The sequence below is a fragment of the Sideroxydans sp. genome, from assembly GCF_054604835.1.
Window position 1 is genome coordinate 63,472 of sequence record NZ_JBTSFG010000003.1, and the last position, 22,969, is coordinate 86,440.

Here is a 22,969-nt window from a genome sequence, read left to right on the forward strand (position 1 = left end):
GGCACTTTCAATTATCGATATATACCACGGCCTATATACCGGCCTATACCCGCCATGAAAAAAAGCAGCCGAAGCTGCCTTTTTTCATGCGATCAACAAGATACGATCAGTCTTCCCAATCCGGATAGTTGGGGATACGCACGGTGTCCTCGTCGAACACGCCCTTCTTGGCCTGGGTGTGGCAAGCGTCGCAGTAGCTCAGCGACTTCACATCCTTGTTGCCCTTGATCATCTTCTCGGGAATGTCGTGGTGCTTGCGCTTGATGTAACGCACCTCGGTGATACGCAGCGGTGCTTCGCCGTTCTCGGTCGACTTGGCGATCTTGCGGGCACGCTTGTACCAGGACTTGTCGGCCGCATTCTCCAGCGCGAAGGCACGCACTTCCTTCAGCGTGTCGGCATCCAGCTCGGCGTTCTCGCCGAAATGGTCTTCCAGCGCCTTGGCGTCCAGCAGCTTCTCCCACGACTGCGTGGGCAGCAGGCCGGGCTGGTAGGCGAAGTGGCAGGAACCGCATTCCTCCTGCCAGGCCGCATTGCTTACGGGGTTCACTTCGTTCTGGCGCCAGATGGTGCCCAGCCAAGTCCACACGGATTCTTCGGCGTGCGCCGCGCCGGTCGCGCCCAACAGGGCCGCCAGCAGGATCATGGATTTAATCTTCATATACATATTCGTTCTCCGGAATTATTGAGCCAGCATGAAGGTCAGGAAATCAACCTTCTCCTGCACGGTACATTCGCGCCCCCAGGCATCCTTGCAGTTGCGCTTGAACCATTTCTCGATCTTCTTCACGTCGCTATAGCGCTCCGCGTTGACCTTCATCGACATCGGTTCGATCACCTTGCCGGTGCGGTGGTGCTTGCCCGGCTTGCTGAAATCGGTACCGTGGCAGGTGGCGCAGGACATCTTCTCGCCTTCCACCACTTCCTCGCGCGTCCAGTCCTTCTTCGCCTTGGCGGCATCGGGTGCTTTCGCGCCCTCGGCCTTGTAGCGCGCCAGCAACGTGTCGCTGGCCGGCGTGGCGACCGCCGGCAACGCAACGAACAGCCCCAGCACCATCAACATCGCAGTAAGTCTCTTCATGATGTGTCCTTACCAGGCGATCTTGACGGCGGCGATCATGCCGTAGGCACCGGCCATACCCATGCCGGCATGACTCACCGGTGTGGTCGAACCGGCCGACTTGGCGGTGGCATAGGCCATCAGCGCCGCACCGGTCATGCCGAGGATGACGTGCAGGTTATCCGGATCGGTCAGACCGTCTTCCAGATGGAAGTCGTCCCAGTGGTAGTACAAGCCGGTTGCCACGGTCGCGATGGCCAGCGCCGTAGTGACCTTGGCCAGCTTGGCATGCGTGCCGTCGGTCTCGCGCGGGGGGGCAACATAGCCGGGCGGACATGTGTCTTCGCATCCTTCGCCGGGAGCGGTCGCACCGGTGGCGAGTGCCGTCACGATGGTCGCCAGACCCAGCGCCATGTGGGCGTTGCTGCCCGTGAACAGCGAAGGTTCGAATTCCGGCTGCGCGGCCGGCTTGACGATATTGGATGACGTCTGGGTTGTTGCCACACTGTCGTTCGCGGCCAGCATCATCGGCATCGCGCGTTGTGCGTAGGCCTGCGCCGGTGTGGAAAGATCGAGCGGCGCTTCCTGCGCGGATGCCAGACCTATCCAAGCCAGCAGTGCGACGGCCAGCATCATTCTGTAGCGTTGATTCACTTGCATTGCTTCCTCCTGTTGAAAAATCGAACTTACTTTTATTGAACTCTTTAACTCATCCTTCTGTCGGCACCTTGCGCTTCATGCCCGTCACCATCGCCCGCACCAGATTCTCCTTGTGCTGCAGGCTGCCGCTCACCACCCCCAGCAGATGCAACGGGATCAGAATCAGCGCGATATTCACCATCCAGTCATGCGCATCGCGGAACAGATACGCCGTCTCGTCGCTGACCTCGTTGGCCAGGAACAACAGCGGCCCTTCGAAATCGATCACCGCCAATGTCACCAGACCGCTACCGAAGATCGCCAGCAGCACCGCGAGCAACGCGAACACCATCAGCGCCCCGGCCGGGTTGTGGCCGTAATAATGCTTGGCGTGACCGCTGCGTATGCCGCGCACATAGGCCAGCGTCTCCTGCAGCGTGAAGATAAAAGACTTGAAGCGCGCGTACTGGTTGCCGGTGAATCCCCACACCACACGGAACAACAGCAAGGCGACCAAGGTATAGCCCACCCAGACATGCAGCCCCATCTTGTGCATCTCGGCGGAGAGATAGGCGGTGACGAATCCCGCCACCAGCATCCAATGGAACACCCTGACCGGCACGTCCCAGACCTTCACCTGCGTTGCTTCTTTATCCGACATCGTTCTACGGCTCCTCGAAAACGGGCGCGATTCTATAGGCGTTTTGATTTTTGCAAAGTTGACAATCTCGCGCGCATCGTTTAGCGCCGCATCGGCAAGCGCGACACACCCGACGCCTGCGACCGGGCGGCATGGAATTGGTTCAATCCGACGGAGAGGAAGTTGCTCAGGAGGCCTTGCCACTATCCTGCAGCAAGGCCTGGAAAGCTTGCAGCGGCAGCGGTTTGCTGAACAGATAACCCTGATAGTCGTGACAGCCGTTGCGATGCAGGATGTCGCGTTGCACCTCGGTCTCGACACCCTCGGCGATCACGTTCAATCCGAAGTTGCGCGCCATATCGATGATAGTGCGCACGATCACCTCATCGCTGCTGTCCGATTCCAGTTCGCGCACGAAGCTCTGGTCGATCTTGAGTTGGTCCAGCGGCAGACGCTTGAGGTAAGACAGCGAGGAATAGCCGGTGCCGAAGTCGTCCATGGAGAAGCGCACGCCCAACGCGCGCAACGCCCCCATCTTGGCGATGGTGTCGTCCACATCGGCCAGCACCAGACTCTCGGTCAGCTCCAGTTTGAGCATCTCCGGCTGGATGCCGAAGCGCCGCAGCGTCTGCGCCATCAGCGTGACGAAACCGGGCTGCCGGAACTGGCGGGCACTGACGTTGACCGACAATGACAGATGACGCAGCGCGGGCTGTTGTGCCCACTGCTGCAACTGTGCGCAGGCTGACTCCAGCACCCAGGCACCGATGGGCAGGATCAGTCCGCTGTCCTCGGCGATGGGGATGAACTCGGCCGGCGAGATGAAGCCTTGTTCGGCGTTGAACCAGCGCAGCAGCACCTCGGCGCCGACGATGCGCCCGCCCTCGCCGACCTGCGACTGGAAATACAGCTCCAGTTCGTCGCGCGCCAGCGCATGGCGCAACCGCCCTTCCAGCATCGCGCGCGCTTCCACCGCCACCTGCATCGCGCGCTCGAAGAAGCGCACCATGTTGCGGCCGCTCTGCTTGGCCTGATACATAGCGGTGTCGGCCCGCTTCAGCAGTTCTTCCAGACTGGCATCGTGCCCGTGGTACAGGCACACGCCCAGGCTGACACTGGCGTGATGCTCCAGCCCCTTCAACTGATAGGGCAGGCCCAGTTCCTCCACGATCTTCTCGGCCAAGATCTCCGCCTGGCTCGCCGCCTGCATCGGCGCATCACCCAGCTCATGCAGGATCACCACGAACTCGTCGCCGCCCAGCCTCGCCACCGTGTCGCTCTCGCGCACGCACTTTTGCAGGCGCTGCGCCACCTGAACCAGCAGCAGGTCGCCCATATCGTGGCCGCGCGTGTCGTTCAGCACTTTGAAATTGTCCATATCCATGAACATCAGCGCACCGTAGCCGCCGCTGCGCTGGCTACCGGCCAGCGCCTGCTGCAGGCGGTCGGTCAGCAGGCGGCGGTTGGGCAGGCCGGTCAGCGTGTCGAAGAAGGCCAGCCGGTGGATCTCCTCCTCCGCCCGCTTGCGTTCGCTGATGTCCATGAAGATGGCGACATAGTGGGTGACCTCTCCGCCCACACTGCGCACTGCGGACATGGTCACCCATTTCGGATACAGCGTACCGTCACGGCGCCTGTCCCACATCTCGCCCGACCAGGCATCCTTGGTCAGCAGATCGCTCCACAACGCCCGGTAGAAGGCCTTGTCGTGCTTTCCCGACTGCAGGATGTTGGGGTTCTTACCGATGGCCTCGGCGGCGGAATAACCGGTCAAGCGCTCGAACGAACGGTTGACGCTGATGATGCGCGGCTCCGTGTCGGTGACCATGATGGCTTCCTGCGTCTCGAAGGCGATGGCCGAGATGCGCAACTGCTCCTCGGCCTCCTTGCGCTCGCTGATGTCCTGCACCGTACCCATCGAGGTCAGCGGTTTCCCCTCCGCATCGTAGTCGGTGTGGCCGTGCTCGCTCACCCACTTGACGCGCCCGTCGGGGAACAACAGGCGGTGTTCGATGGCGTAATCGCTGCGCTCCAGCACCGAGCGCTCGTAACTGTCCGCCACCAGCGCGCGGTCCTCGGGGTGGATCAGATTGAGGAAGGCCTCGTAGGAGGCACCGAAGCGCGCCGCATCGATCTCGAAGATGCGGTAGATCTCGTCCGACCAGGTCAGCTTGCCGTTGAGCAGGTCCAGCTCCCAGTAACCCAGCCGCCCCAGCCGCTGCGCCTCTTCCAGCATGCGCTGCTGGCGCATGCTCTCGGTGATGTCTGTGCGGATGCAGATGAAATATTCGAACTTACCCTGCGCGTCGGACACCGGCACGATGGTGGTGCGCACCCAGAAACGGTCGCCGCGCTTGGTACGGTTGCAGATGTCGCCCTGCCACACCTCGCCCGCATACAGGCTGCGGTAGACGGCCTCGAAGAACGCAGCCGGCTGCACGTCAGCGAGCAGGATGCGGTGATGCTGGCCGACCAGTTCCTCGCGCGTATAGCCGCTGATGGCGCACAGATTGTCGTTGACATGCACGATGCGGTCGTTGGCATCGGTGATGGAGACCAGCGCGTGCAGGTCCAGCACCTCCTGCATCTTCTGCAGGATGGCCGGGATGTGCAGGTCAGTGCCCTGCCGCTTTGCCATGTTGCACCATCTCGATGATATGTTCCTCGAACGTCGCGCAGGGCAGCGGCCTGCTGAACAGATAACCCTGGAAATAACCGCAGCCGTAACGGTGCAGCAGGGCGAACTGTTCTTCCGTCTCCACGCCTTCGGCCACCACATCCAGTTCGAAGTTCATGCCCAGGTCTACGATAGTCATCACCATCACCCGGTCGGCATTGTCGCTGGCGATGCTGCGCACGAAGCTTTGGTCGATCTTGAGCTGGTCCAGCGGCAGGTTCTTGAGATAGGAGAGCGAGGAATAGCCGGTGCCGAAATCGTCCATCGCGAAACTGACGCCGAACTCGTGCAGCGCCTTCATCTTGGCGATGGAATCCAGCACATCCTCCAGCACCAGACTCTCGGTCAGCTCCAGCTTGAGCGAGGTCGGCGCGATGCCGTGACGCATCACCGCCGCCTGCACCTGCTCCACGAAATCCGCCTGGCGGAACTGGCGCGCGCTGACGTTCACCGACAGCGCGAGGTTGCCCAATTGCGGATGGTTGCGCCAGACCTTGAGCTGCGCGCAGGCCGTGTCCAGCACCCAGGCACCCATGGGCAGGATCAGCCCGGTCTCTTCCGCCAGCGGGATGAAGTGCATCGGCGACACCAGCCCGCGCTGCGGATGACGCCAGCGCAACAGCGCCTCCGCCCCTTGCGGACGGCGCGCCGCATCCACCTGCACCTGATAGAACAGCTCGAACTGCTGCTGCGCCAGTGCAATGTGCAGATCGGCCTCCAGCGCGGCACGTGTCTCCACCGCCGCCTGCATGGTCGGATCGAAGAAACGGATGCTGTTGCGCCCAGCATCCTTGGCGCGGTACATCGCCATGTCGGTCCATTTGAGCAACTGGTCCACGCCGTCCGCCTGCTCACGGAAGATGGTGATGCCGATGCTGGACGAACAGTGATGGATGATGGGATCGCCGGCATCGCGCGTCAGCAGATAAGGCTGTGCCAGCGCCAGCCTGATCTTCTCTGCCACCGCTTCCGCCTGCACCACCGCTTCCTGCGTTTCGCCAGACAGTGCTTCCAGCATCACCACGAACTCGTCGCCACCGAAGCGCGCCACGCTGTCCTCCTCGCGGATGCAGGTGCGCAGCCGTTGTGCCACCTCGAACAGCATGCGGTCGCCGATGTCGTGGCCGTGCAGGTCGTTCAGCGTCTTGAAATGGTCCAGATCGAGGAACATCAGCGCGGCATGGCGGCGCGTGCGTTCGCAGGCCGCCAACGCCTTGTGCAGGCGGTCTAGCAGCAGGCGGCGATTGGGCAGGCCGGTCAGCACATCGTAGAACGCCAGTTCGTGCATCTGCTGTTCCAGCCGCTGGCGCTCGGTGATGTCGTGGATGATGGAGAACAGCAAATTACGTCCGTCCACCTCGACGGGCGAGGAATGTACCTCCACCGAGCGCATGCTGCCGTCGGCCAGCCGGTGCGGGAACACGAAATAGTTGCGCTCCTCGCGCAGGGCCAACTGGCGTTCGTGCAACAGCTCCTCGCGCGTCTGGGTGTTGATGTCGGCGATGTTCATCAGCCGCATCTGCTCTATCCCGTATCCGTAGAACACTGCGGCGGCATCGTTCGCGCTCACGATGGCGCCGCTGTCGGGATCGATCAGCAGCATCGGTGAAGAATGGCTCTCGAACATCTGGCGGAAACGCGCCTCGCTCTGCTGCAAGGCCTGCTCGATCTGCTTCATGGGCGTAACGTCATAGAACCAGCCAAGGATGGCCGGCTGCCCCTCGAAATCGAAGTGCATATACGAAGCCAGCGCCCAGCGCGTGCCGCGCCGCGCGAAATTCAGCTCGACCAGCCGGTCGTTGATGCGCTCGCCTGACTGCAGTCTGCGCAACAGTGCCTGATAGTCGGCCGGATCAGCGTAGAACTGTTGCGGATCGGCACCGATCGCCTCGCCGCTCGCCACCCCCAACAAGGTCTCGTAGGCGGGATTAGCGAATGCCACACGATGCCCGCCATCCACCGCGATACGGATGGCGATCGGGCTGGACTGCATGATCTCGCGAAAACGCGCCTCGCTCTTTTGCAGATCCTGCGTGCGTAGCGCCACCTTGTTTTCCAGCGTGGCATTGGCCTGCTGCAACGCTTCGTCCAGTCGCGCCTGCTCCTGGAAACTCGCACGCAGACGCCGGTTGACACGCGCCAGATGGATGGCCGCCCACAACACCAGCAACAGCGCTCCCAGGCCGGACAACAGCATCGGGAACATGTATTTGTTGAGAATGTCGCGCAGATCGAACTCGACTTTTTGGTCCGGCATCATGCGCAGCCGCGTCATCACCGCCTCCACCGGCGCGTAGTTGCCCGGCGGCGAGAAGCCGAAATAGTTACCTGAGCGCGCGGCCTTGTCGGCGGAGTCGATGCTGAACAATGCCTGCGCAACCTGCTTCTTCAGGCGCTCCGGCACGCGCGGCATGGCGGAGAACGCCCATTCCGGATACAGCTCGGTCGACAGGGCTTGCGGGAAACTATCCACCGGCTGACGGTTGATGACCTTCACCTGATCCATCTTCAATTTGCCTTCGCGCACCATGCGTTCCAGCATGCCGGTGCGCACGAAGCCCACGTCCGCTGCGCCCGACAGCACGTCTTGCACCGCATTGTCCTGCGGCATGCCGGTGAAACGCATGCGGCCGATCTCGCCGATGTTGATGCCATGTTTGTACAAGGTCCAGCGCTGCATCATGTAGGCGCCGAACGACTTGTCCTGCACCGACGACACCACCTTGCCGCGCAGGTCTTCCAGCGTCGCGATGTCGGCGCGGTCGGCGCGCGTGAAGATGACGCCGCCGAACTGACCGACAGGATGACCTTCCGCCAGCGGCATCAGCGTGGAGATCGCCGACAGGCCGTAGCTGGCGCGCAGCGCGATGTAATGTTCGGGATTGGTCAGCACGAAATCGAAACGCCCGTGCTCCATCGCCTGTTCCATATCCGGGAAGAACAGCACTTCGACAGTGAAACGGTGACCGGCGATGCGCGCGTTCAAATGGTCCGCCGTCGCCTGCCATTGCTGCCGCGCCTGCTCCAGCGGCCGGAAGGACAGCACGCCGATGCGCACTTCCTGAGCAGCTTGTGCCGCTGTGGCAAGCAGCGTCAGCGCAACAAACAGGGAGAGGAAATAACGCAATACGCTCACACCTTCCCCGTCCCGGAAGACAACCGCACGCAGTTGCGTCCATCCGCCTTGGCCGCATACAGCGCACGGTCCACCTGCTGCAACATGGCATCCGGCGTCTGCGGCGTCTGCGGCCTGTGTGCGCCGATACTGGCCGTAAAGGAGAACTGATGCTTGCCGGTATCGATCTGCAGCGCTTCGATACGGGTGCGGATGCGCTCGGCGATGGCGAGCAGGTCATCCTCGCTGCAGTCCGGCAACAGAATGAGGAACTCCTCCCCCCCCCAACGCGCGGCATGATCATAGGCACGCATCACACCGCCCAATACTTTTGCGGTAGCGCACAACGCAAGGTCTCCCGCAGCGTGCCCGTACGTATCGTTCACATTTTTGAAATAGTCGAGGTCGAGCAACAACAGACCGAGCGTGCCATCCTGACGTGCCTGCCGCGAGATCTCCTGCTCGAAGCGCGCCATCATGCCGCGCCGGTTGAGCAGGCCGGTCAGCGAATCAGCCTCGCTCAGGCGCTGCAGGGCTTCGGTGCGTTCCTTCACCTTGGCTTCCAGCTCATGGTTGGTGTTGCGCACTTTCTCTACCATCTGCCTGAATGAACGCGACAAGGACTCGATCTCGCCTATGCCGACGATGGGCGGCTCAATCAAGTTATTTCCGTTCTGGATCGCCAGGCTGGCAGCATGCAGCTGCTTGATCGGCAACAACACCCAGCGATGCAGCAACCCGCCCATGATGCTCAATGCCAGCAAGACCACCAGCAGGAAAGCCAGCGGCACCCATGTGAATCCCTGCAAGACGATCCCGCTCTGTTCATCCATCAACGTGAGGTCATACCATCCCAATTCCGGCATCCAGGATATGCCCAGCAGATGGCGCTCCCCCTTGTATTGCACCCATAGCGTCGCCACTTCGCCGGCAGGCTTTTCGAGCAGCTCCCTGGCCACCCGATGCAACGCATCGACGTCCTTGCTGTCTTTGAACAACACATTGATACGGATGCGTTCATCCGCTTTCTTCGCGATGCTCGCATAGTCGATCAGCGCGGGATCGGTGGATAGCTGGATGGCCAGATTCCTGTCCACGAAGAAGTTATCCACGCCTTCCTGGTGGATGCCTACACTCTCTTTGAGGAACTCGGTGAGATCGAGACCTGTGCCCACCACCCCCAATGTTTGCCCGTCCTGTTTCAGCAGCACATTGATCCAGACTTTCACCACATTCAAGTGCGTGTCGGGGTCGACGTTGACCTGATAGTCCGTATCCGATTGCAAAGTGGCATAGAACCACTGGTCGTCCCGCTTTTTCGGCGACAAGTTGTAGCGGTGCTGGCGACCGGAAAACCGATTGTCGGCATCGTTGTAGTAGTAAGCGCCGTTCTCGGCCAGTGCCACGAAGTAACTGTGATCGCTGAAGTGGATGCGGTATCCCTCCAGCACCTTCAGAGCATTCTGCTTCAGTGCTGGCTCGTCAGGATGCTGCGCCAGCGCGATCAACGCCGGCTCGCTCGCCATGCGCCGCGCCAATGCGATCTCGCCGATCAGCGGCGACAAGGTGCGGTATTTGTCGAACAACACCTGGCGCTGCGCAAGCTCCTGCCCCCATTTGCGATTGATGCCCTCCACCATCGCCTCGAAAGTCAGCCAGAAGAAGACCGCCACAACCAGCATCATCGCAGCGCGCAACAACAGGAATCGGGTGGTCAGCCGCATCGCATCACCCCAGGAAGCGCACCGCCTCGGCTGCCGGCAGTGGCGGGCTGAACAGATAGCCCTGATATTCCTCACATTGCAGCGACTGGATGAACTGCAGCTGACCCGGCTGCTCAACACCTTCCGCGATCACCTTCATGCCCATGGCATGCGCGAGCGCGGCGGTGGCGCTGACGATGCTGCGGTCGTTCGCATCGCTGGCGATGTCGCGCACGAAGGACTGGTCGATCTTGAGCGACTGCATGGGCATCATCTTCAGGCGGCTGAGGGATGAATAGCCGGTGCCGAAATCGTCCAGTGCCAGACTGAAGCCGGCTTCATTCATCCGCTGCAGCACATCGCCGTGGTCGATGGCGGATTCCATCAGCATGCTCTCGGTCAGCTCCAGCTCGATGAAGCGCGGCTCCAGTCCGCCCTCGCGCACGATGCGCTGGATGCGCTCCGCCAGATCGCTCTGCTGGAACTGCGCGACGGAAAGATTGACCGCCACCGGCACGATGGCGTGCCCCTGCGATTGCCACAGGCGCTGCTGCAGCACGGCTTGACGCAACACCCAGTCGCCGATCTCGTTGATCAGACCTGTCTGCTCCGCCACCGGGATGAACACCGCCGGGGAGACGAAACCGAACTCGGGATGCTGCCAGCGCAATAGCGCTTCCATGCCCACCACCGCGTTGTCGGCGCACGCCACCTTGGGCTGGTAATACAACATGAGCTGCTGCTGATCGATGGCGCTGCGCAGGTCGTTCTCCAGACGCAGACGCTCCACCGCCTTGATGTTCATCTGTTCCTCATAGAAGGCGAAGCGGTTGCGCCCGCTCTCCTTGGCGCGGTACATGGCCAGATCGGCGTTGCGCATCAGTTGCACCTGCGTATTGCCATCGTCCGGACACATGCTGATACCGATACTCGGCGTCACATGCAGATGATGGCCGTCCACCTGGAACCCGCTGGCGCAGGCGGACACCATTTTCTCTGCAACATAGCCGGCCTCGGCCTCGCTTTCGATATCGGTGACCAGTGCGATGAATTCATCGCCGCCCTGGCGCGCCAGCGTGTCGGTGCGGCGCAAGCAGGCCTTCAACCGTTCCGCAACCTGCTTCAGCAATTCGTCACCGATGTCGTGGCCGAGCGAATCGTTGATGTGCTTGAAATGGTCGAGATCGATGAAAAGCATCGCCAGCTTGCTGCCATGGCGCTCGGCCTGTGCCACACCCTGCTCGACGCGGTCGGCCAACAGGTTGCGGTTGGGCAGCCCGGACAGCGCGTCATAATTGGCCAGACGGATGATGCGTTCTTCTTCTTTCTTGCGTTCGGTGATGTCGATGAACACGCCGATGTAATGGGTGATCACGCCTGCCTCGTCGCGCACGGTGCTGATGGTCAGCAGCTCGGGGAATATCTCGCCGTTCTTGCGCTTGTTCCATATCTCGCCGCGCCAGTTGTTCTTGTCCAGCAACTCGCGCCACATCGCGCGGTAGAACTGTATCGACTGGCGGCCCGACGCCATGAAGCGCGGGTTGCGCCCCAGCACCTCTTCCTCGCTGTAGCCGGTGATCTCGCAAAAGGCACGGTTGACCATCGCGATCTGGTTCTCGGCATCGGTGACGATGATGGCCTCGCTGTTCTGCTCGAACACCTTGGCCGACAAACGCAGCCCCGCCTCGGCTTCGCGCCGCTGTTTGATCTCGCGCGTCAGGTTGGCCACCATGTCGTGGATGGCCCGGCTCAAGTGGCCGACCTCGTTGTCGCTGCCCTGCGGCGGCACGTCGTATTGCAACTCGCCCGCTGCGACCTTTTCCGCCGCCTGGCTGATGCGGCGGATAGGCTGGGCGATGCGCCCCGCCATCAGCCAGGTCAGCCAGGTGAAGAACAGACCGACCAGCGCGCCCACCGTCAGGATATGTCGCTGCAAGGCGCGCGCCGGTGCGAACGCGGTGGTGATGTCCTCGCGCACTAGCGCCGTCCAGCCGAAACCCTTGTAATCACGGTAACCGGAAGAGGTGGCATGGCCGACCAGATAGGTGCGGCCATTGCTGAACTGCTCTATGTGGTAACCCGCTTTGTCACCCGAGTTGATCTGCCGCATGGTGTTTGGTGCCATCGTGGCGAAGTCCGCCCACGCCGCTTCCGGGCCAGACAGCACTTGGCCTTGGCTGGAGAGCAGGAAGATGTCCTGACCCGGCGTGAGCTTGCTGTCCAGCGCCTCGGATGCCCAAGTCCAGTAGATATGCCCGCACAACACGCCCAGCAGATTGTTCTTGTGGTCGAACACCGGCGAAGCCACATCCACCAGATAGAAGGTCTCGCCGCTGGGGTTGGGCAGCAGTTTGGCCAGCAACAGCGCATCGTGCACGTCGCCGATGTAGTCGCCCTTGCGCCCCTCGGTACACCACGGACGCTTGGACAGGTTCTTGCCTTCCAGATAGCCGCCGGTACCGGCCAGTCCCATGCCGTCCGGTCCGCAGAAACCGATCCAGGCATAGGCATCGAAGTTCTTCTGCAGACGCTCCATCAATTCGCGCTTGCGCAGCAAGGGCACCTTCGGGTCGCGCATCTCGTCCAGCAGCGCAGCATTGCGTATCTCGCGACTGCGCTCGTACATGCCGCGGTCCAGCACATCCAGCACCGTCTGCGCGCGGCGCACGAAGGCCTCGCCCTCGCTCTGCTCGATCTGGCGCTTGCTCACGTCGGCTGCATAGAAGCTCAGTGCCGTGGACAGCAACAACACGATGGCACCGCTGGCAAGACTGATCTCGGCACGCAGGCTGCGGCGCGGATCGATCATGCTGAAAATTGAACTCATACACCCTCCAGATACTGCTTATAGATTTTTGGCCATAGTAATTGAGTTAACCCGAGATTGGCGAGGGGATTACCACCCTATCGAGAACATGGGCAAGAGATCAGTCTATCTGCGCGTGAGACTTTATGCCTTAAAGCGAAGCTTCGAATTCTGCCAGTGGCACCGGCCTGCCGAACAGATAACCCTGGAAACTGTGGCAACCGCGTAATTCCAGGAATTCCTGCTGCGCCGCGGTCTCCACGCCTTCCGCGATCACATTCAGGCTGAGCGCCTCGGTCATGGCGATGATGGTCTGCACGATGGCAGCATCGTTGGGGTCGCTGGCGATGTCGCGCACGAAACTCTGGTCGATCTTGATCTGGTCCAGCGGCAGACGCTTGAGATATTGCAGCGAGGAGTAGCCGGTGCCGAAGTCGTCCATGGAGAAGCTGAGGCCGAGCAACTTCAGCTCGCGCATCTTGGCGATGGTGTCTTCCACGTCCAGCAACACGGTGCTCTCGGTGAGCTCGAGTTTGAGCAGCGAGGGACGCACCCCGGTCTCCAGCAACACACGCCGCACCTGATCGACGAACTCCGACTTGCGGAACTGGCGCGCGCTGACGTTGACGGCCAGCGTGAGATGGCGCGTATGCGCATTCTGCTGCCAGACTTTGAGTTGCAGACAGGCGGTGCGCAAGGCCCACATGCCCATCTCCACGATCTGCCCGGTGTCTTCCGCCAGCGGGATGAACTGTGCGGGTGACACCAGACCGCGCTGCGGATGCAACCAGCGCATGAGCACCTCCGCACCGAGCGGGCGGCGCAAACCGTCGACTTGCACCTGATAGTAGAGCTGCAACTGCTGTTCGCGGATGGCGATGTCGAGTTCGTCTTCCAGTTCCAAACGGCTATCGATGGCGGCCTGCATCGCCGGGTCATAGAAACGGATGGTGTTGCGTCCCGCCTGCTTGGACTGGTACATGGCGATATCCGCGAACTTGAGCAGGTTCTCGAACGCTTCCTGGTGCCCGCGATAGAGCACCACGCCGATGCTGGGCGAGCTGAGGTGGCGATTGCCATCCAGCAGATAGGGTTCGTTCAGGAAATCGCGGATCTTCTCGGCCACCGCTTCGGCCTGAGGAGCCGCTTCTGCGGAACTGATGCTCAACTCTTCCAGCACCACCACGAATTCGTCCCCGCCCAGTCGCGCTACCGTGTCGCCTTCGCGCACGGCCGCACGCAGGCGGCGGGCCACCTCACAGAGCATCAGGTCGCCGACATCATGCCCCTTGCTGTCGTTGACCTTTTTGAAGTCGTCCAGATCGAGCAGCATCAACGCACCGTAGCGACCGCTGCGCGCGCTGACCGCCAAGGCCTGCAAAGCACGATCCATCAACAGACGCCGGTTGGGCAACTGTGTCAGGGAATCATAGAAGGCGAGCTGGTGGATGTCGCGTTCGGATTGCTTGCGGTCGGTGATGTCGAGGATGACGCCGATGATGCCGACCGGCACGCCGCCGCTGTCGTTCAAACGTGCCTTGTGGAAGATCACGTCATGCAAGTTGCCGTCGGCGTGCTTCACATTGCTTTCATATACCTGCACATCTTCTTCCGAGGAGAGCAGGTCCAGATCGTGGTCGCGATAGACCGCCGACTGCGTCTGCGGTGCGATCTCGAATACCGTCTTGCCGATGATGTCGGTTTTTTTCTTGCCGATGAACTCCGCGAAAGCGGTGTTGCAGCCGGTATAGCGCCCCTCGGTATCTTTATGGAACACCGGCACCGGCATGGTCTGCAGCAGGGATTCGCTGAAAGAGACGCTCTCCTGCAAGGCAACTTCGTTCTTCTTGCGTTCGCTGATATCGAGGAAGGTGACCACCGCACCGATCGCCTGCCCGTTCCTGTGCATGGGCTGCGACCAGTATTCCACCGCAACGGCCGTACCGTCCTTGCGCCAGAACACTTCGTCGGTTGAGTGGGTGGCTTCGTTGCGGATATAGGCCTGATAGGCATGGCATTCGCTCGCCGGATACGCGCGGCCGTCCGGATACGCGTAATGGATCACTTCATGCAGATGCTTGCCCAGCAATTCCTCTTCGCGCTCATAACCGAGGATGCGCAGCAATGCCGCATTGACGAAGGTGCAACACCCTTCGGTGTCCACGCCGTACATGCCCTCGGCGATGGAGTCCATGAATGTCTGCATCTGCTTCTGCGAATCATGCAGCGCACGCTCGGCTGCTTTGCGGTCGCTGATGTCACGGCAGGAACCGTACACCCGACCGTTCGGCAACAGCACGGCGTTCAGTTCCATCGGCACCCGGTTGCCGTCGCGGGTGACCAGACGCACTTCCATCACATGCCGCTTGTGATCACTGACGATGCGCCTGCCGCCTTCGCGATAGCGCTCGCGCCAATCTTCCGGCACCAGATCGAACACCGTCATCGCATACAGCTCGTCCCGCCCGTAACCCAGCAGACTCACCACGTTGTCGTTGACATAGACGATGCGCCCGTCCTGCTCGGTGATGAACACGGCGTCCGGAGCGTTTTGCAAGGTCATGCGCAACCGTTCCTCGCTCTCGCGCAGCACGCCGATCATCTCCTGCGTATCGCGCTCCGCGCTGTCCATCAGATCACGGTGTTCCTGCTCCAACTCGGCCAGCGCCTGCGCGTTTCGGCGCGCCATGCGCTGGTCGAACAGGCTGGCCAGCAGGCCGCCGCCGAACCACACCAGCGCGGTCAGCGACAGCAGGGTCGCCAGGATGTGCGGCTCGATGCGCAGGTCGCCTGCCTGACAGACGGCGTCCGCCGAGATGTGCATGCCGGACATGGCGGTGTAATGCATGGCAGCGATGGCCACCCCCATCACAACTGCGCCCAACAGCAGGCGCGCGAGCGGCCCCAGCCGCCCCCACTGTTCGCGATACATGATGTAGAGCGCCGCCCAAGAGGCAACGATGGCGATCAGCACAGAGAGCGCGAAGACCGCTGGATCGTAGGCGATGTCCGGCGACATCTTCATCGCCGCCATGCCGAGATAGTGCATGCTGCTGATACCGATGCCCATCAGCACACCGGCCGTCAGGATCAGGCGGCGACTGACCTGCACCTCGCGCAACACGCGGAAGGCGAGCAGCGCGGCAATCACCGCCGGCAGCAGCGACAGCAGCGTCAGGAAAGGATCGTAGCCGACTGGGACGGGCAGATGCAGCGCCAGCATGCCGACGAAGTGCATGGACCAGATGGCCACACCCAGCGTGCTGCCGCCGGCCAGCATCCAGATGGTGGCGGTGTAACCGCGGTTCTCGCGCATGCGCCGCGCATGGGTGAGCGCCGTCAACGAGCCGATGATGGCGATGAGGATGGACAGGACGACCAGCGAAGTATCCCAGGTGAACGGCACGCTACAGACTCTCGGTTATTCTTTAGACCGCGCGATGATACGCGAAGACGGCGTGACTGACTTGCATCGGCACGTATGGGCGGAAGACCGTGCCAGACGCCGCTCGCCGCCCTTTGCTGCTTGGGTCTATAATCACGCCCTCGTTTTCACGCCATCCCGGAGCCTTACGCCATGTCCCACAACCTGTTCGATACACGCCAGTCCTTCAAACTCGCTTCCGGCAAGGAAGCCACGCTGTATTCCCTGCCCGCGCTGGAAAAAGCCGGCATCGGCAACATCTCGCGCCTGCCCGTCTCCATCCGCATCGTGCTGGAATCGGTGCTGCGCAACTGCGACGGCAAGAAAGTGACCGAACAGCATGTGCGCGAACTGGCCAACTGGAAGCCGACCGGCGACCGCACCGAAGAGATCCCCTTCGTGGTGGCGCGCATCGTGCTGCAGGACTTCACCGGCGTGCCGCTGCTGGCCGACCTCGCCGCCATGCGCGATGCCGCCGCCAAAGCTGGCAAAGACCCCAAGGTCATCGAACCGCTCGTCCCAGTGAATCTGGTGGTGGACCACTCGGTGCAGATCGACAGCTATAACAACCCGAACGCGCTCAAGATCAACATGGAGATGGAGTTCGAGCGCAACACCGAGCGCTATCGCTTCATGAAATGGGGCATGCAGGCCTTCGACACCTTCAAGGTCGTGCCGCCCGGCATCGGTATCGTGCACCAGGTCAACCTGGAGTATCTGGCGCGCGGCGTGCTGCAGAAGGACGGCGTGACCTATCCCGACACACTGGTCGGGACCGACAGCCACACCACCATGATCAACGGCATCGGCGTGGTCGGCTGGGGCGTGGGCGGCATCGAGGCGGAGGCCGGTATGCTGGGCCAGCCGGTGTATTTCCTGACGCCGGACGTGGTCGGCGTACACCTGAAAGGCAAACTGCGCGAAGGCGTGACCGCCACCGATCTGGTGCTGACCGTCACCGAACTGATGCGCAAACATAAAGTGGTCGGCAAGTTCGTCGAGTTCTTCGGCGAGGGCACTTCCGCCCTCACCCTGCCCGACCGCGCCACGATCGCCAATATGGCGCCGGAATACGGCGCGACCATGGGCTTCTTCCCGGTGGATGACGTGACTGTGCAGTTCATGAAGAACACCGGCCGCACCGCCGACGAAGTGGATGCTTTCGAAGCCTACTTCAAGGCGCAGGGCCTGTTCGGCATCCCCAAGGCAGGCAGCATCGACTACAGCAGCGTGGTGGAACTCGACCTCGACAGCATCGTGCCCTCGCTGGCCGGACCGAAGCGCCCGCAAGACCGCATCGCACTGCCTGCGATGAAAGACACCTTCAACACCCTGTTCAGCAAGCCCATCGCCGAGAATGGTTTCAACCAACCCGCCGACAAACTAAATACACGTTATGCGACCGGTAAGGATGGCTTGGAGATCGGCAACGGCGACGTACTCATCGCCGCGATCACCAGCTGCACCAACACCTCTAACCCCGGTGTGCTGCTCGCTGCCGGTCTGTTGGCGAAGAAGGCCGTGGCGAAAGGCTTGAAAGTCGCGCCGCACATCAAGACCACGCTAGCCCCCGGATCGCGTGTGGTAACCGAGTATCTGACCAATGCCGGTCTGCTGGAACCGTTGACCACGCTGGGCTTCGGTCTCGCCGCCTACGGCTGCACCACCTGCATCGGCAACGCCGGTCCGCTGCGCGAAGACATCGACAAGACCATCACCGACAACAACCTGATCTGCGCCGCCGTGCTCTCCGGCAACCGCAACTTCGAAGCACGCATCCATCCGAACCTGAAGGCGAACTTCCTCGCTTCGCCGCCGCTGGTGGTTGCCTACGCCATTGCGGGCAAGATGAACATCAACCTCGATACCGATCCGCTGGGCGTTGGTAAAGACGGCCAGCCGGTGTATCTGAAAGACATCTGGCCCAACAGCGCTGAGATCCAGACCGTGATGAAGTTCGCCGCCGACCCGGCGGTGTATCAAAAATTGTATTCCGATCTGACCAAGGACCTGCCGCTGTGGAACGCCATCCAGGCCCCCACCGGCGACCTGTACCAGTGGGACGACTCCACCTACATCGCGCGTCCGCCGTTCTTCGATGCCGCCACACCCAAGGTCGGCGACGTCAAGGGCGCGAAGGCGCTGGCGCTGTTCGGCGATTCCGTCACTACCGACCACATCAGCCCGGCAGGCAGCTTCAAGCCCACCACACCGGCGGGCAAATATCTGCAAGGCCACAAGGTAGAAGTGAAAGACTTCAACAGCTACGGCTCGCGCCGCGGCAACCACGAAGTGATGATGCGCGGCACCTTCGCCAACGTGCGCGTGAAGAACCTCATGCTGCCGCCCAACACAGACGGCAGCCGCATCGAAGGCGGCTACACCTTGTACAAGGGTGAACAGATGGCCATCTACGACGCCGCGATGAAACACATCGCCGACCACACACCGACGGTGATCTTCGCCGGTGAAGAATACGGCACCGGCTCCAGCCGCGACTGGGCGGCCAAAGGCACACAGTTGCTGGGCGTGAAGGCCGTGATTGCAAAAAGCTACGAACGCATCCACCGCAGCAACCTGGTGGGCATGGGCGTGCTGCCCTTGCAGTTCAAAGGCGGCGACAGCATGGCCAGCCTGAACCTCACCGGCGACGAAACCTTCGACCTGATCGGCATCAACGACAACCTGAAACCGCAGCAGGACGTGACGCTGACCATTACCCGCAAGGACGGCAGCAAGCAGAACGTTGCACTGCTGCTGCGCATCGATACACCTATCGAAGTGGACTATTACAAGAACGGCGGCATCTTGCCGTTCGTGTTGAAGGAGTTGGTAGGTTAAGCGTAAGCGTTCAGTTCACGACGCAGTAAAAGAAGAAGCCCGCGAAATGCGGGCTTCTTCTTTTCAATCGTGGCGATCAGTCGCCCGCGATGGCTTCACTGATAGAGGGGTGATAGAGCGAATAGCGATTGCGCCCGCCCAGCTTGGCTTGATACATGGCTTGGTCGGCTTTTTTCAGCAGGCCGCCGGCATCCACTTCCTCGGAGGGGTACAGGCTGATGCCGATACTGACGCCGATGGAGACTTGCTTGCCGTCTATCCGCCACTCGGATTCCATGGTCTGCAAGATCTTGCTGGCGACATCCTCGGCGTCCGATTCGTTCTTGATCTCCTTGAGCAGCACCGCGAATTCGTCGCCTCCGATACGGGCGAAGGTATCGCTGCGGCGCATCAATGCGGATACGCGCCTCGCGAATTCGACCAGCAACTGGTCGCCTGCTTCGTGCCCGAGTTCGTCGTTCACACCTTTGAAGCCGTCCAGATCGAGGAACATCACGGCGATAATTTGCTTGGAGCGGCGGGCATGGCTGATCTCATGCTCCAGCCGGTCGAGGAACAGCACGCGATTGACCAACTCGGTGAGCGGATCATAAAAAGCCAGACGCGTTATCTTGCTGTCGGTGATGTCTTTGCCGGTGGAGACGAAGTGGGTGACATTGCCTTTTTCATCGAGCAAGGGGGCGATGGTCTTTTCCTCGTAATACAGCATGCCGTTCTTGCGGCGATTGATGAACAAGTCCTGAAAGTTCTCGCCTTGTTTGATGCGCTTCCACATGTCCGCGTAGAACTCGCTGGAATGCTGGCCGGATTTCAGCAGGCGCGGATTCTCCCCGATGACTTCGCGCTGTTCGTATCCGGTCGCGAGACAGAAGGCCGGATTCACATAGTCCATGCGACCTTTCTGATCGGTGATCAGCACATGATCGGTGGTCTGCTCGACGACCTTTGCCAATTTTTGCGCTTGCTGCATGGCAGCGGCGGAAAGTATCTTGAGCTTGCCCCAGCCGCGCATCACGAACGCCCAGATCGACAGCCCAATAACGAGCAACACCAAGGCGATCTGCAATCTTTCGTAGGCCGGTGCCAATATCGTCGCCACATCCATCTGCCCGCTCACCAACCAGTAGGGATCGGCGCTGCTGATGCGGTCGTTCGTCCAGCCGCCCAGATTATCGATGTCGACCAGATCGGTCGGCAGCACGCGTCTGGTAACGCCGCGAACGGGGCCGGACGCCCACTTCACCAAATCTTCTCCTTGCCGCGTCGGCAACATGGACCAGGCTTGCGGGTCCGCCTGTTTGAAAGTCCGGCCATGCTCAAGCATGTCACCCCAACGATCCTGCTCGGCACCACCGGCCAACCAGGCCCCCTGCGCATTGAGCAACATCATGCGAAGACCGGACGGGTCTTCAGTATTGAACAGCTTCACCAACACCGGTGCCACCCCGTAGTTGATGACGACAACACCAAGGCGCCGGCCTCGCGGGGAAACCACCGGAACCGAGAAACGCAACATGGGATTGAGCGGTCGCTCGATCTGGCCATGTTCGATATTCAGATCCAGATGCGACAGGCGTAGAGAGTTGGCAGGCAGGCTTACCGCTTCCTGGAAATAGTCGCGCCCGGATTTGTCCTGCAATTCATCTTCAGCCACGCGCCAGACCTTGCCGCCGACCGAGTTGACACGCACACGTTCCATACCGGAGACATCGATGAAACGTATCTGCTGGTAATGGGGATGGAAGCGGGCCAGCGATATGAAGCGTTCAGCCAGCATATCCATCGCCTGTACGGACTGATGCTGCAACAAGCTGTCATCGGCCAGCAGCATCGTGTCCGTCGACGCCTCGCGAAGATCGGCCATCAGGGTGGCGGATGTCCTTTGCACTTGCGTTTCCATGCTTTGCTGCCACTTGTCCAGCGTCGTTGAGCGATCAGCCAGATGCAGACTGAGTACGATCAGAATTGCCGGAATAGCGATAGCGAGGAAACGCCAAATAAACATTTGGCGGGTCATGATCTCTACTCTCCTGTACGCCACCTTTGCAGTGCGCACGAATTATTTTGTCCGGCTCTTGATGCCGGTGGGCGCGCATTATATGGCCATATTCCCGATGCGCCTATTAATGCCAGAGCATTGCGCTCAGGCTTTCCTTATTACAAACAATGCATTGCCGATAAATTACTGAACAAGTCCCTGGTTCGCGGTGAGTCCTTCGACAGCGCGAACGGACTTACTCAGCGCTGAGTATCAATCATCATCGCCATGGCGCTGACCCGACTTGCGCAGGTCACGCTCGGACCAGCGGGTATGGCCGACCACGTTGTGACAGGCCTTGCAGTTTGAGGGAGTCTTCACATCGGGATGCACCCATTCCTTGGGGGAGATGCTGCGGTGCTCGCGCTTGAACCATGGCGTTTCGGTGATGCGCAGGCTGGCCGAGTGATGGCGCGCCTGCGTGCCCGCGTTCTCCACCAGAAATCGCGTGATAGCTTTACGCTCTTTGGCATCGAGTTCTGCATTCGAGCCGAAATGGCGCGCCAAGCCGTCCATCATGGTCTTCCAGTTGTCGGCCGTCAGCAGCTGAGGCGGGAACGGCACATGGCAGGCACCGCATTCCGTCTCCCACAAGGCATTGCGCGGCACTTTAAGGTCGTCGGCTTGAGCGTGTTGCACTGCTGCAAGCAGGAAGACCAGGATGGCGATTCGTTTCAATGTTCTCTCCAGGTGAGGGGGCGCGCCGTACAGAGCATGGTCGCGGGGAAAAGTTCCGTGCCGACTGGCGGCAGCGGTTCAATCGTCTTGCAGATTCTGGCCGGGGAACAATACGTCGCTGAAACCGAAGTCGCGCATGTCGCGGATGCGCATGGGATAGAGGATGCCATCCAGATGGTCGCATTCGTGCTGCACCACGCGCGCATGGAATCCGCTCACCGTGCGGTCTATCAGTGCGCCGTGTTCATCGCGCCCCTGATAGCGCAGTTTGCTATAGCGCGGCACCAGTCCACGCATGCCGGGCACTGAAAGACAGCCTTCCCAGCCTTCCTCCATCTCGTCCGACAGCGGCGTCAGCACGGGGTTGATGAGCACGGTCTGCGGTACGACTTCCGCGTCGGGGTAGCGTTCATTTTTATCCACGCCGAAGATCACCACGCGCAAGGGCACGCCGATCTGCGGTGCGGCCAGCCCGACACCGCTCAGCGCCTGCATGGTGTCGCGCATGTCTTGCAGCAAGGTTTGCAGCGCATCGCTGCCGAAGTCACTGATCGGCTCGGCGCGCTGCAACAGGCGCGCATCGCCCATGCGCAATACGTCTTTAATCGCCATCGCACTCCACCACGCATTCCAGGATGCGACGCACGCGCTCCATCGCCGGCTGTGCGACCGCACCGATCTTGTCTAGCACGATGCCGCCTTGGCTGCTGCGGCGCCCGGCTGCATCGTTCACCACCACGGCGATGGTGGCGTAGTTCACGCCTAGTTCGCGCGCCAGTGCTGCCTCCGGCATGCCGGTCATACCGGCCATATCTGCGCCGTCCTTTTCATAGCGGTTGATCTCGGCCAGCGACTCCAGTCGCGGCCCCTGCATTGCGGCATACACGCCGCCGTTCAGCAGCGGCTCGTTCGCCTGCTGTGCCGCGCTCAGGATGCGCTGGCGCAAAGTCTCGCTGTACGGCCAGGTGAAATCGACATGCGCGACGGTCTTTTCGTGCCCGTCGAAATAGGTGGCTTCACGTCCGTAGGTGTAATCGATGATCTGATCCGGCACGACCAGAACACCCGGTGTGAGATCGGAACGTATGCCGCCCACCGACGAGATCGCCACCACATTGCTCGCGCCCTGGTCATGCAGCGCCCACATGTTGGCGCGGTAGTTCACCAGATGGGGCGGGATGGTGTGACCGTAACCGTGGCGCGCGATGAACATCACTTCGTGACCGCGCAAGGTGCCGAAGGTCATCGGGCCGGAAGGTTCGCCATAGGGCGTGCGCATCACTTGCCGGTGGGTGATGACGAGGTTGGACAACTGGGCAAAGCCGGTACCGCCGATGATCGCTATCAC

Annotated in this window: 14 protein-coding genes; 1 reads left to right on the forward strand and 13 read right to left on the reverse strand. The window is 61.1% G+C overall.

The window, feature by feature from the left end; translation table 11 throughout:
• Positions 1–106: 106 nt before the first annotated feature.
• From ACYCZ5_RS05895 to ACYCZ5_RS05935, 9 genes are all read right to left on the reverse strand, one after another.
• Complete coding sequence (locus ACYCZ5_RS05895) at positions 107–661, reverse strand: diheme cytochrome c (RefSeq protein WP_461543866.1); 555 nt, start codon at positions 659–661, stop codon at positions 107–109.
• A 21-nt stretch (positions 662–682) separates the two neighbouring features.
• The gene (locus ACYCZ5_RS05900; RefSeq protein ID WP_461543867.1) at positions 683–1,081 is read right to left on the reverse strand and encodes a DUF1924 domain-containing protein; all 399 of its coding nucleotides are present in this window, start codon (positions 1,079–1,081) and stop codon (positions 683–685) included.
• Positions 1,082–1,090: 9 nt separating this feature from the next.
• Positions 1,091–1,720, reverse strand: a complete 630-nt coding sequence (locus ACYCZ5_RS05905) for a hypothetical protein (protein ID WP_461543868.1) — start codon at positions 1,718–1,720, stop codon at positions 1,091–1,093.
• Positions 1,721–1,769: 49 nt separating this feature from the next.
• On the reverse strand, positions 1,770–2,360 hold the full coding sequence (locus ACYCZ5_RS05910; protein WP_461543869.1) for a cytochrome b/b6 domain-containing protein: 591 nt from the start codon (positions 2,358–2,360) through the stop codon (positions 1,770–1,772).
• 166 nt (positions 2,361–2,526) lie between these two features.
• Positions 2,527–4,977 carry an EAL domain-containing protein gene (locus ACYCZ5_RS05915; RefSeq protein WP_461543870.1) on the reverse strand — a complete coding sequence of 817 codons (2,451 nt, stop codon included), beginning with the start codon at positions 4,975–4,977 and terminating at the stop codon, positions 2,527–2,529.
• Complete coding sequence (locus tag ACYCZ5_RS05920; protein ID WP_461543871.1) at positions 4,955–8,152, reverse strand: EAL domain-containing protein; 3,198 nt, start codon at positions 8,150–8,152, stop codon at positions 4,955–4,957. The genes ACYCZ5_RS05915 and ACYCZ5_RS05920 overlap by 23 nt, the downstream gene beginning before the upstream one ends.
• A complete protein-coding gene (locus ACYCZ5_RS05925) occupies positions 8,149–9,855 on the reverse strand; it encodes a GGDEF domain-containing protein (protein WP_461543872.1) in 1,707 nt (568 codons plus the stop codon). The genes ACYCZ5_RS05920 and ACYCZ5_RS05925 overlap by 4 nt, the downstream gene beginning before the upstream one ends.
• A gap of 4 nt (positions 9,856–9,859) precedes the next feature.
• A complete protein-coding gene (locus ACYCZ5_RS05930) occupies positions 9,860–12,661 on the reverse strand; it encodes a bifunctional diguanylate cyclase/phosphodiesterase (RefSeq protein WP_461543873.1) in 2,802 nt (933 codons plus the stop codon).
• A gap of 130 nt (positions 12,662–12,791) precedes the next feature.
• The gene (locus tag ACYCZ5_RS05935; protein ID WP_461543874.1) at positions 12,792–16,046 is read right to left on the reverse strand and encodes a bifunctional diguanylate cyclase/phosphodiesterase; all 3,255 of its coding nucleotides are present in this window, start codon (positions 16,044–16,046) and stop codon (positions 12,792–12,794) included.
• Positions 16,047–16,217: 171 nt separating this feature from the next.
• On the opposite strand from ACYCZ5_RS05935, the gene acnA reads away from it, so the two are divergent.
• Complete coding sequence (acnA, locus tag ACYCZ5_RS05940) at positions 16,218–18,905, forward strand: aconitate hydratase AcnA (protein ID WP_461543875.1); 2,688 nt, start codon at positions 16,218–16,220, stop codon at positions 18,903–18,905.
• A 76-nt stretch (positions 18,906–18,981) separates the two neighbouring features.
• Here the strand turns inward: acnA and ACYCZ5_RS05945 are convergent, their stop codons facing one another.
• The 4 genes from ACYCZ5_RS05945 to ACYCZ5_RS05960 form a co-directional block, all read right to left on the reverse strand.
• Positions 18,982–20,922 carry a diguanylate cyclase domain-containing protein gene (locus ACYCZ5_RS05945; protein WP_461543876.1) on the reverse strand — a complete coding sequence of 647 codons (1,941 nt, stop codon included), beginning with the start codon at positions 20,920–20,922 and terminating at the stop codon, positions 18,982–18,984.
• A gap of 234 nt (positions 20,923–21,156) precedes the next feature.
• On the reverse strand, positions 21,157–21,621 hold the full coding sequence (locus tag ACYCZ5_RS05950; protein WP_461543877.1) for a cytochrome C: 465 nt from the start codon (positions 21,619–21,621) through the stop codon (positions 21,157–21,159).
• A 78-nt stretch (positions 21,622–21,699) separates the two neighbouring features.
• The gene (gene def / locus ACYCZ5_RS05955; protein WP_461543878.1) at positions 21,700–22,233 is read right to left on the reverse strand and encodes a peptide deformylase; all 534 of its coding nucleotides are present in this window, start codon (positions 22,231–22,233) and stop codon (positions 21,700–21,702) included.
• Positions 22,223–22,969 (reverse strand): S-methyl-5'-thioinosine phosphorylase, encoded by a 747-nt coding sequence (locus ACYCZ5_RS05960; RefSeq protein ID WP_461543879.1) that lies wholly within the window; start codon positions 22,967–22,969, stop codon positions 22,223–22,225. The genes def and ACYCZ5_RS05960 overlap by 11 nt, the downstream gene beginning before the upstream one ends.

What these genes read in the sequence shown, in the direction of transcription:
- ACYCZ5_RS05930 (WP_461543873.1), bottom strand. Translation starts at nt 12,661, where the DNA reads ATGAGTTCAATTTTCAGCATGATCGATCCGCGCCGCAGCCTGCGTGCC.
- ACYCZ5_RS05900 (WP_461543867.1), bottom strand. Translation starts at nt 1,081, where the DNA reads ATGAAGAGACTTACTGCGATGTTGATGGTGCTGGGGCTGTTCGTTGCG.
- ACYCZ5_RS05925 (WP_461543872.1), bottom strand. Translation starts at nt 9,855, where the DNA reads ATGCGGCTGACCACCCGATTCCTGTTGTTGCGCGCTGCGATGATGCTG.
- ACYCZ5_RS05905 (WP_461543868.1), bottom strand. Translation starts at nt 1,720, where the DNA reads ATGCAAGTGAATCAACGCTACAGAATGATGCTGGCCGTCGCACTGCTG.
- ACYCZ5_RS05945 (WP_461543876.1), bottom strand. Translation starts at nt 20,922, where the DNA reads ATGACCCGCCAAATGTTTATTTGGCGTTTCCTCGCTATCGCTATTCCG.
- ACYCZ5_RS05915 (WP_461543870.1), bottom strand. Translation starts at nt 4,977, where the DNA reads ATGGCAAAGCGGCAGGGCACTGACCTGCACATCCCGGCCATCCTGCAG.
- ACYCZ5_RS05910 (WP_461543869.1), bottom strand. Translation starts at nt 2,360, where the DNA reads ATGTCGGATAAAGAAGCAACGCAGGTGAAGGTCTGGGACGTGCCGGTC.
- ACYCZ5_RS05895 (WP_461543866.1), bottom strand. Translation starts at nt 661, where the DNA reads ATGAAGATTAAATCCATGATCCTGCTGGCGGCCCTGTTGGGCGCGACC.
- def (WP_461543878.1), bottom strand. Translation starts at nt 22,233, where the DNA reads ATGGCGATTAAAGACGTATTGCGCATGGGCGATGCGCGCCTGTTGCAG.
- acnA (WP_461543875.1), top strand. Translation starts at nt 16,218, where the DNA reads ATGTCCCACAACCTGTTCGATACACGCCAGTCCTTCAAACTCGCTTCC.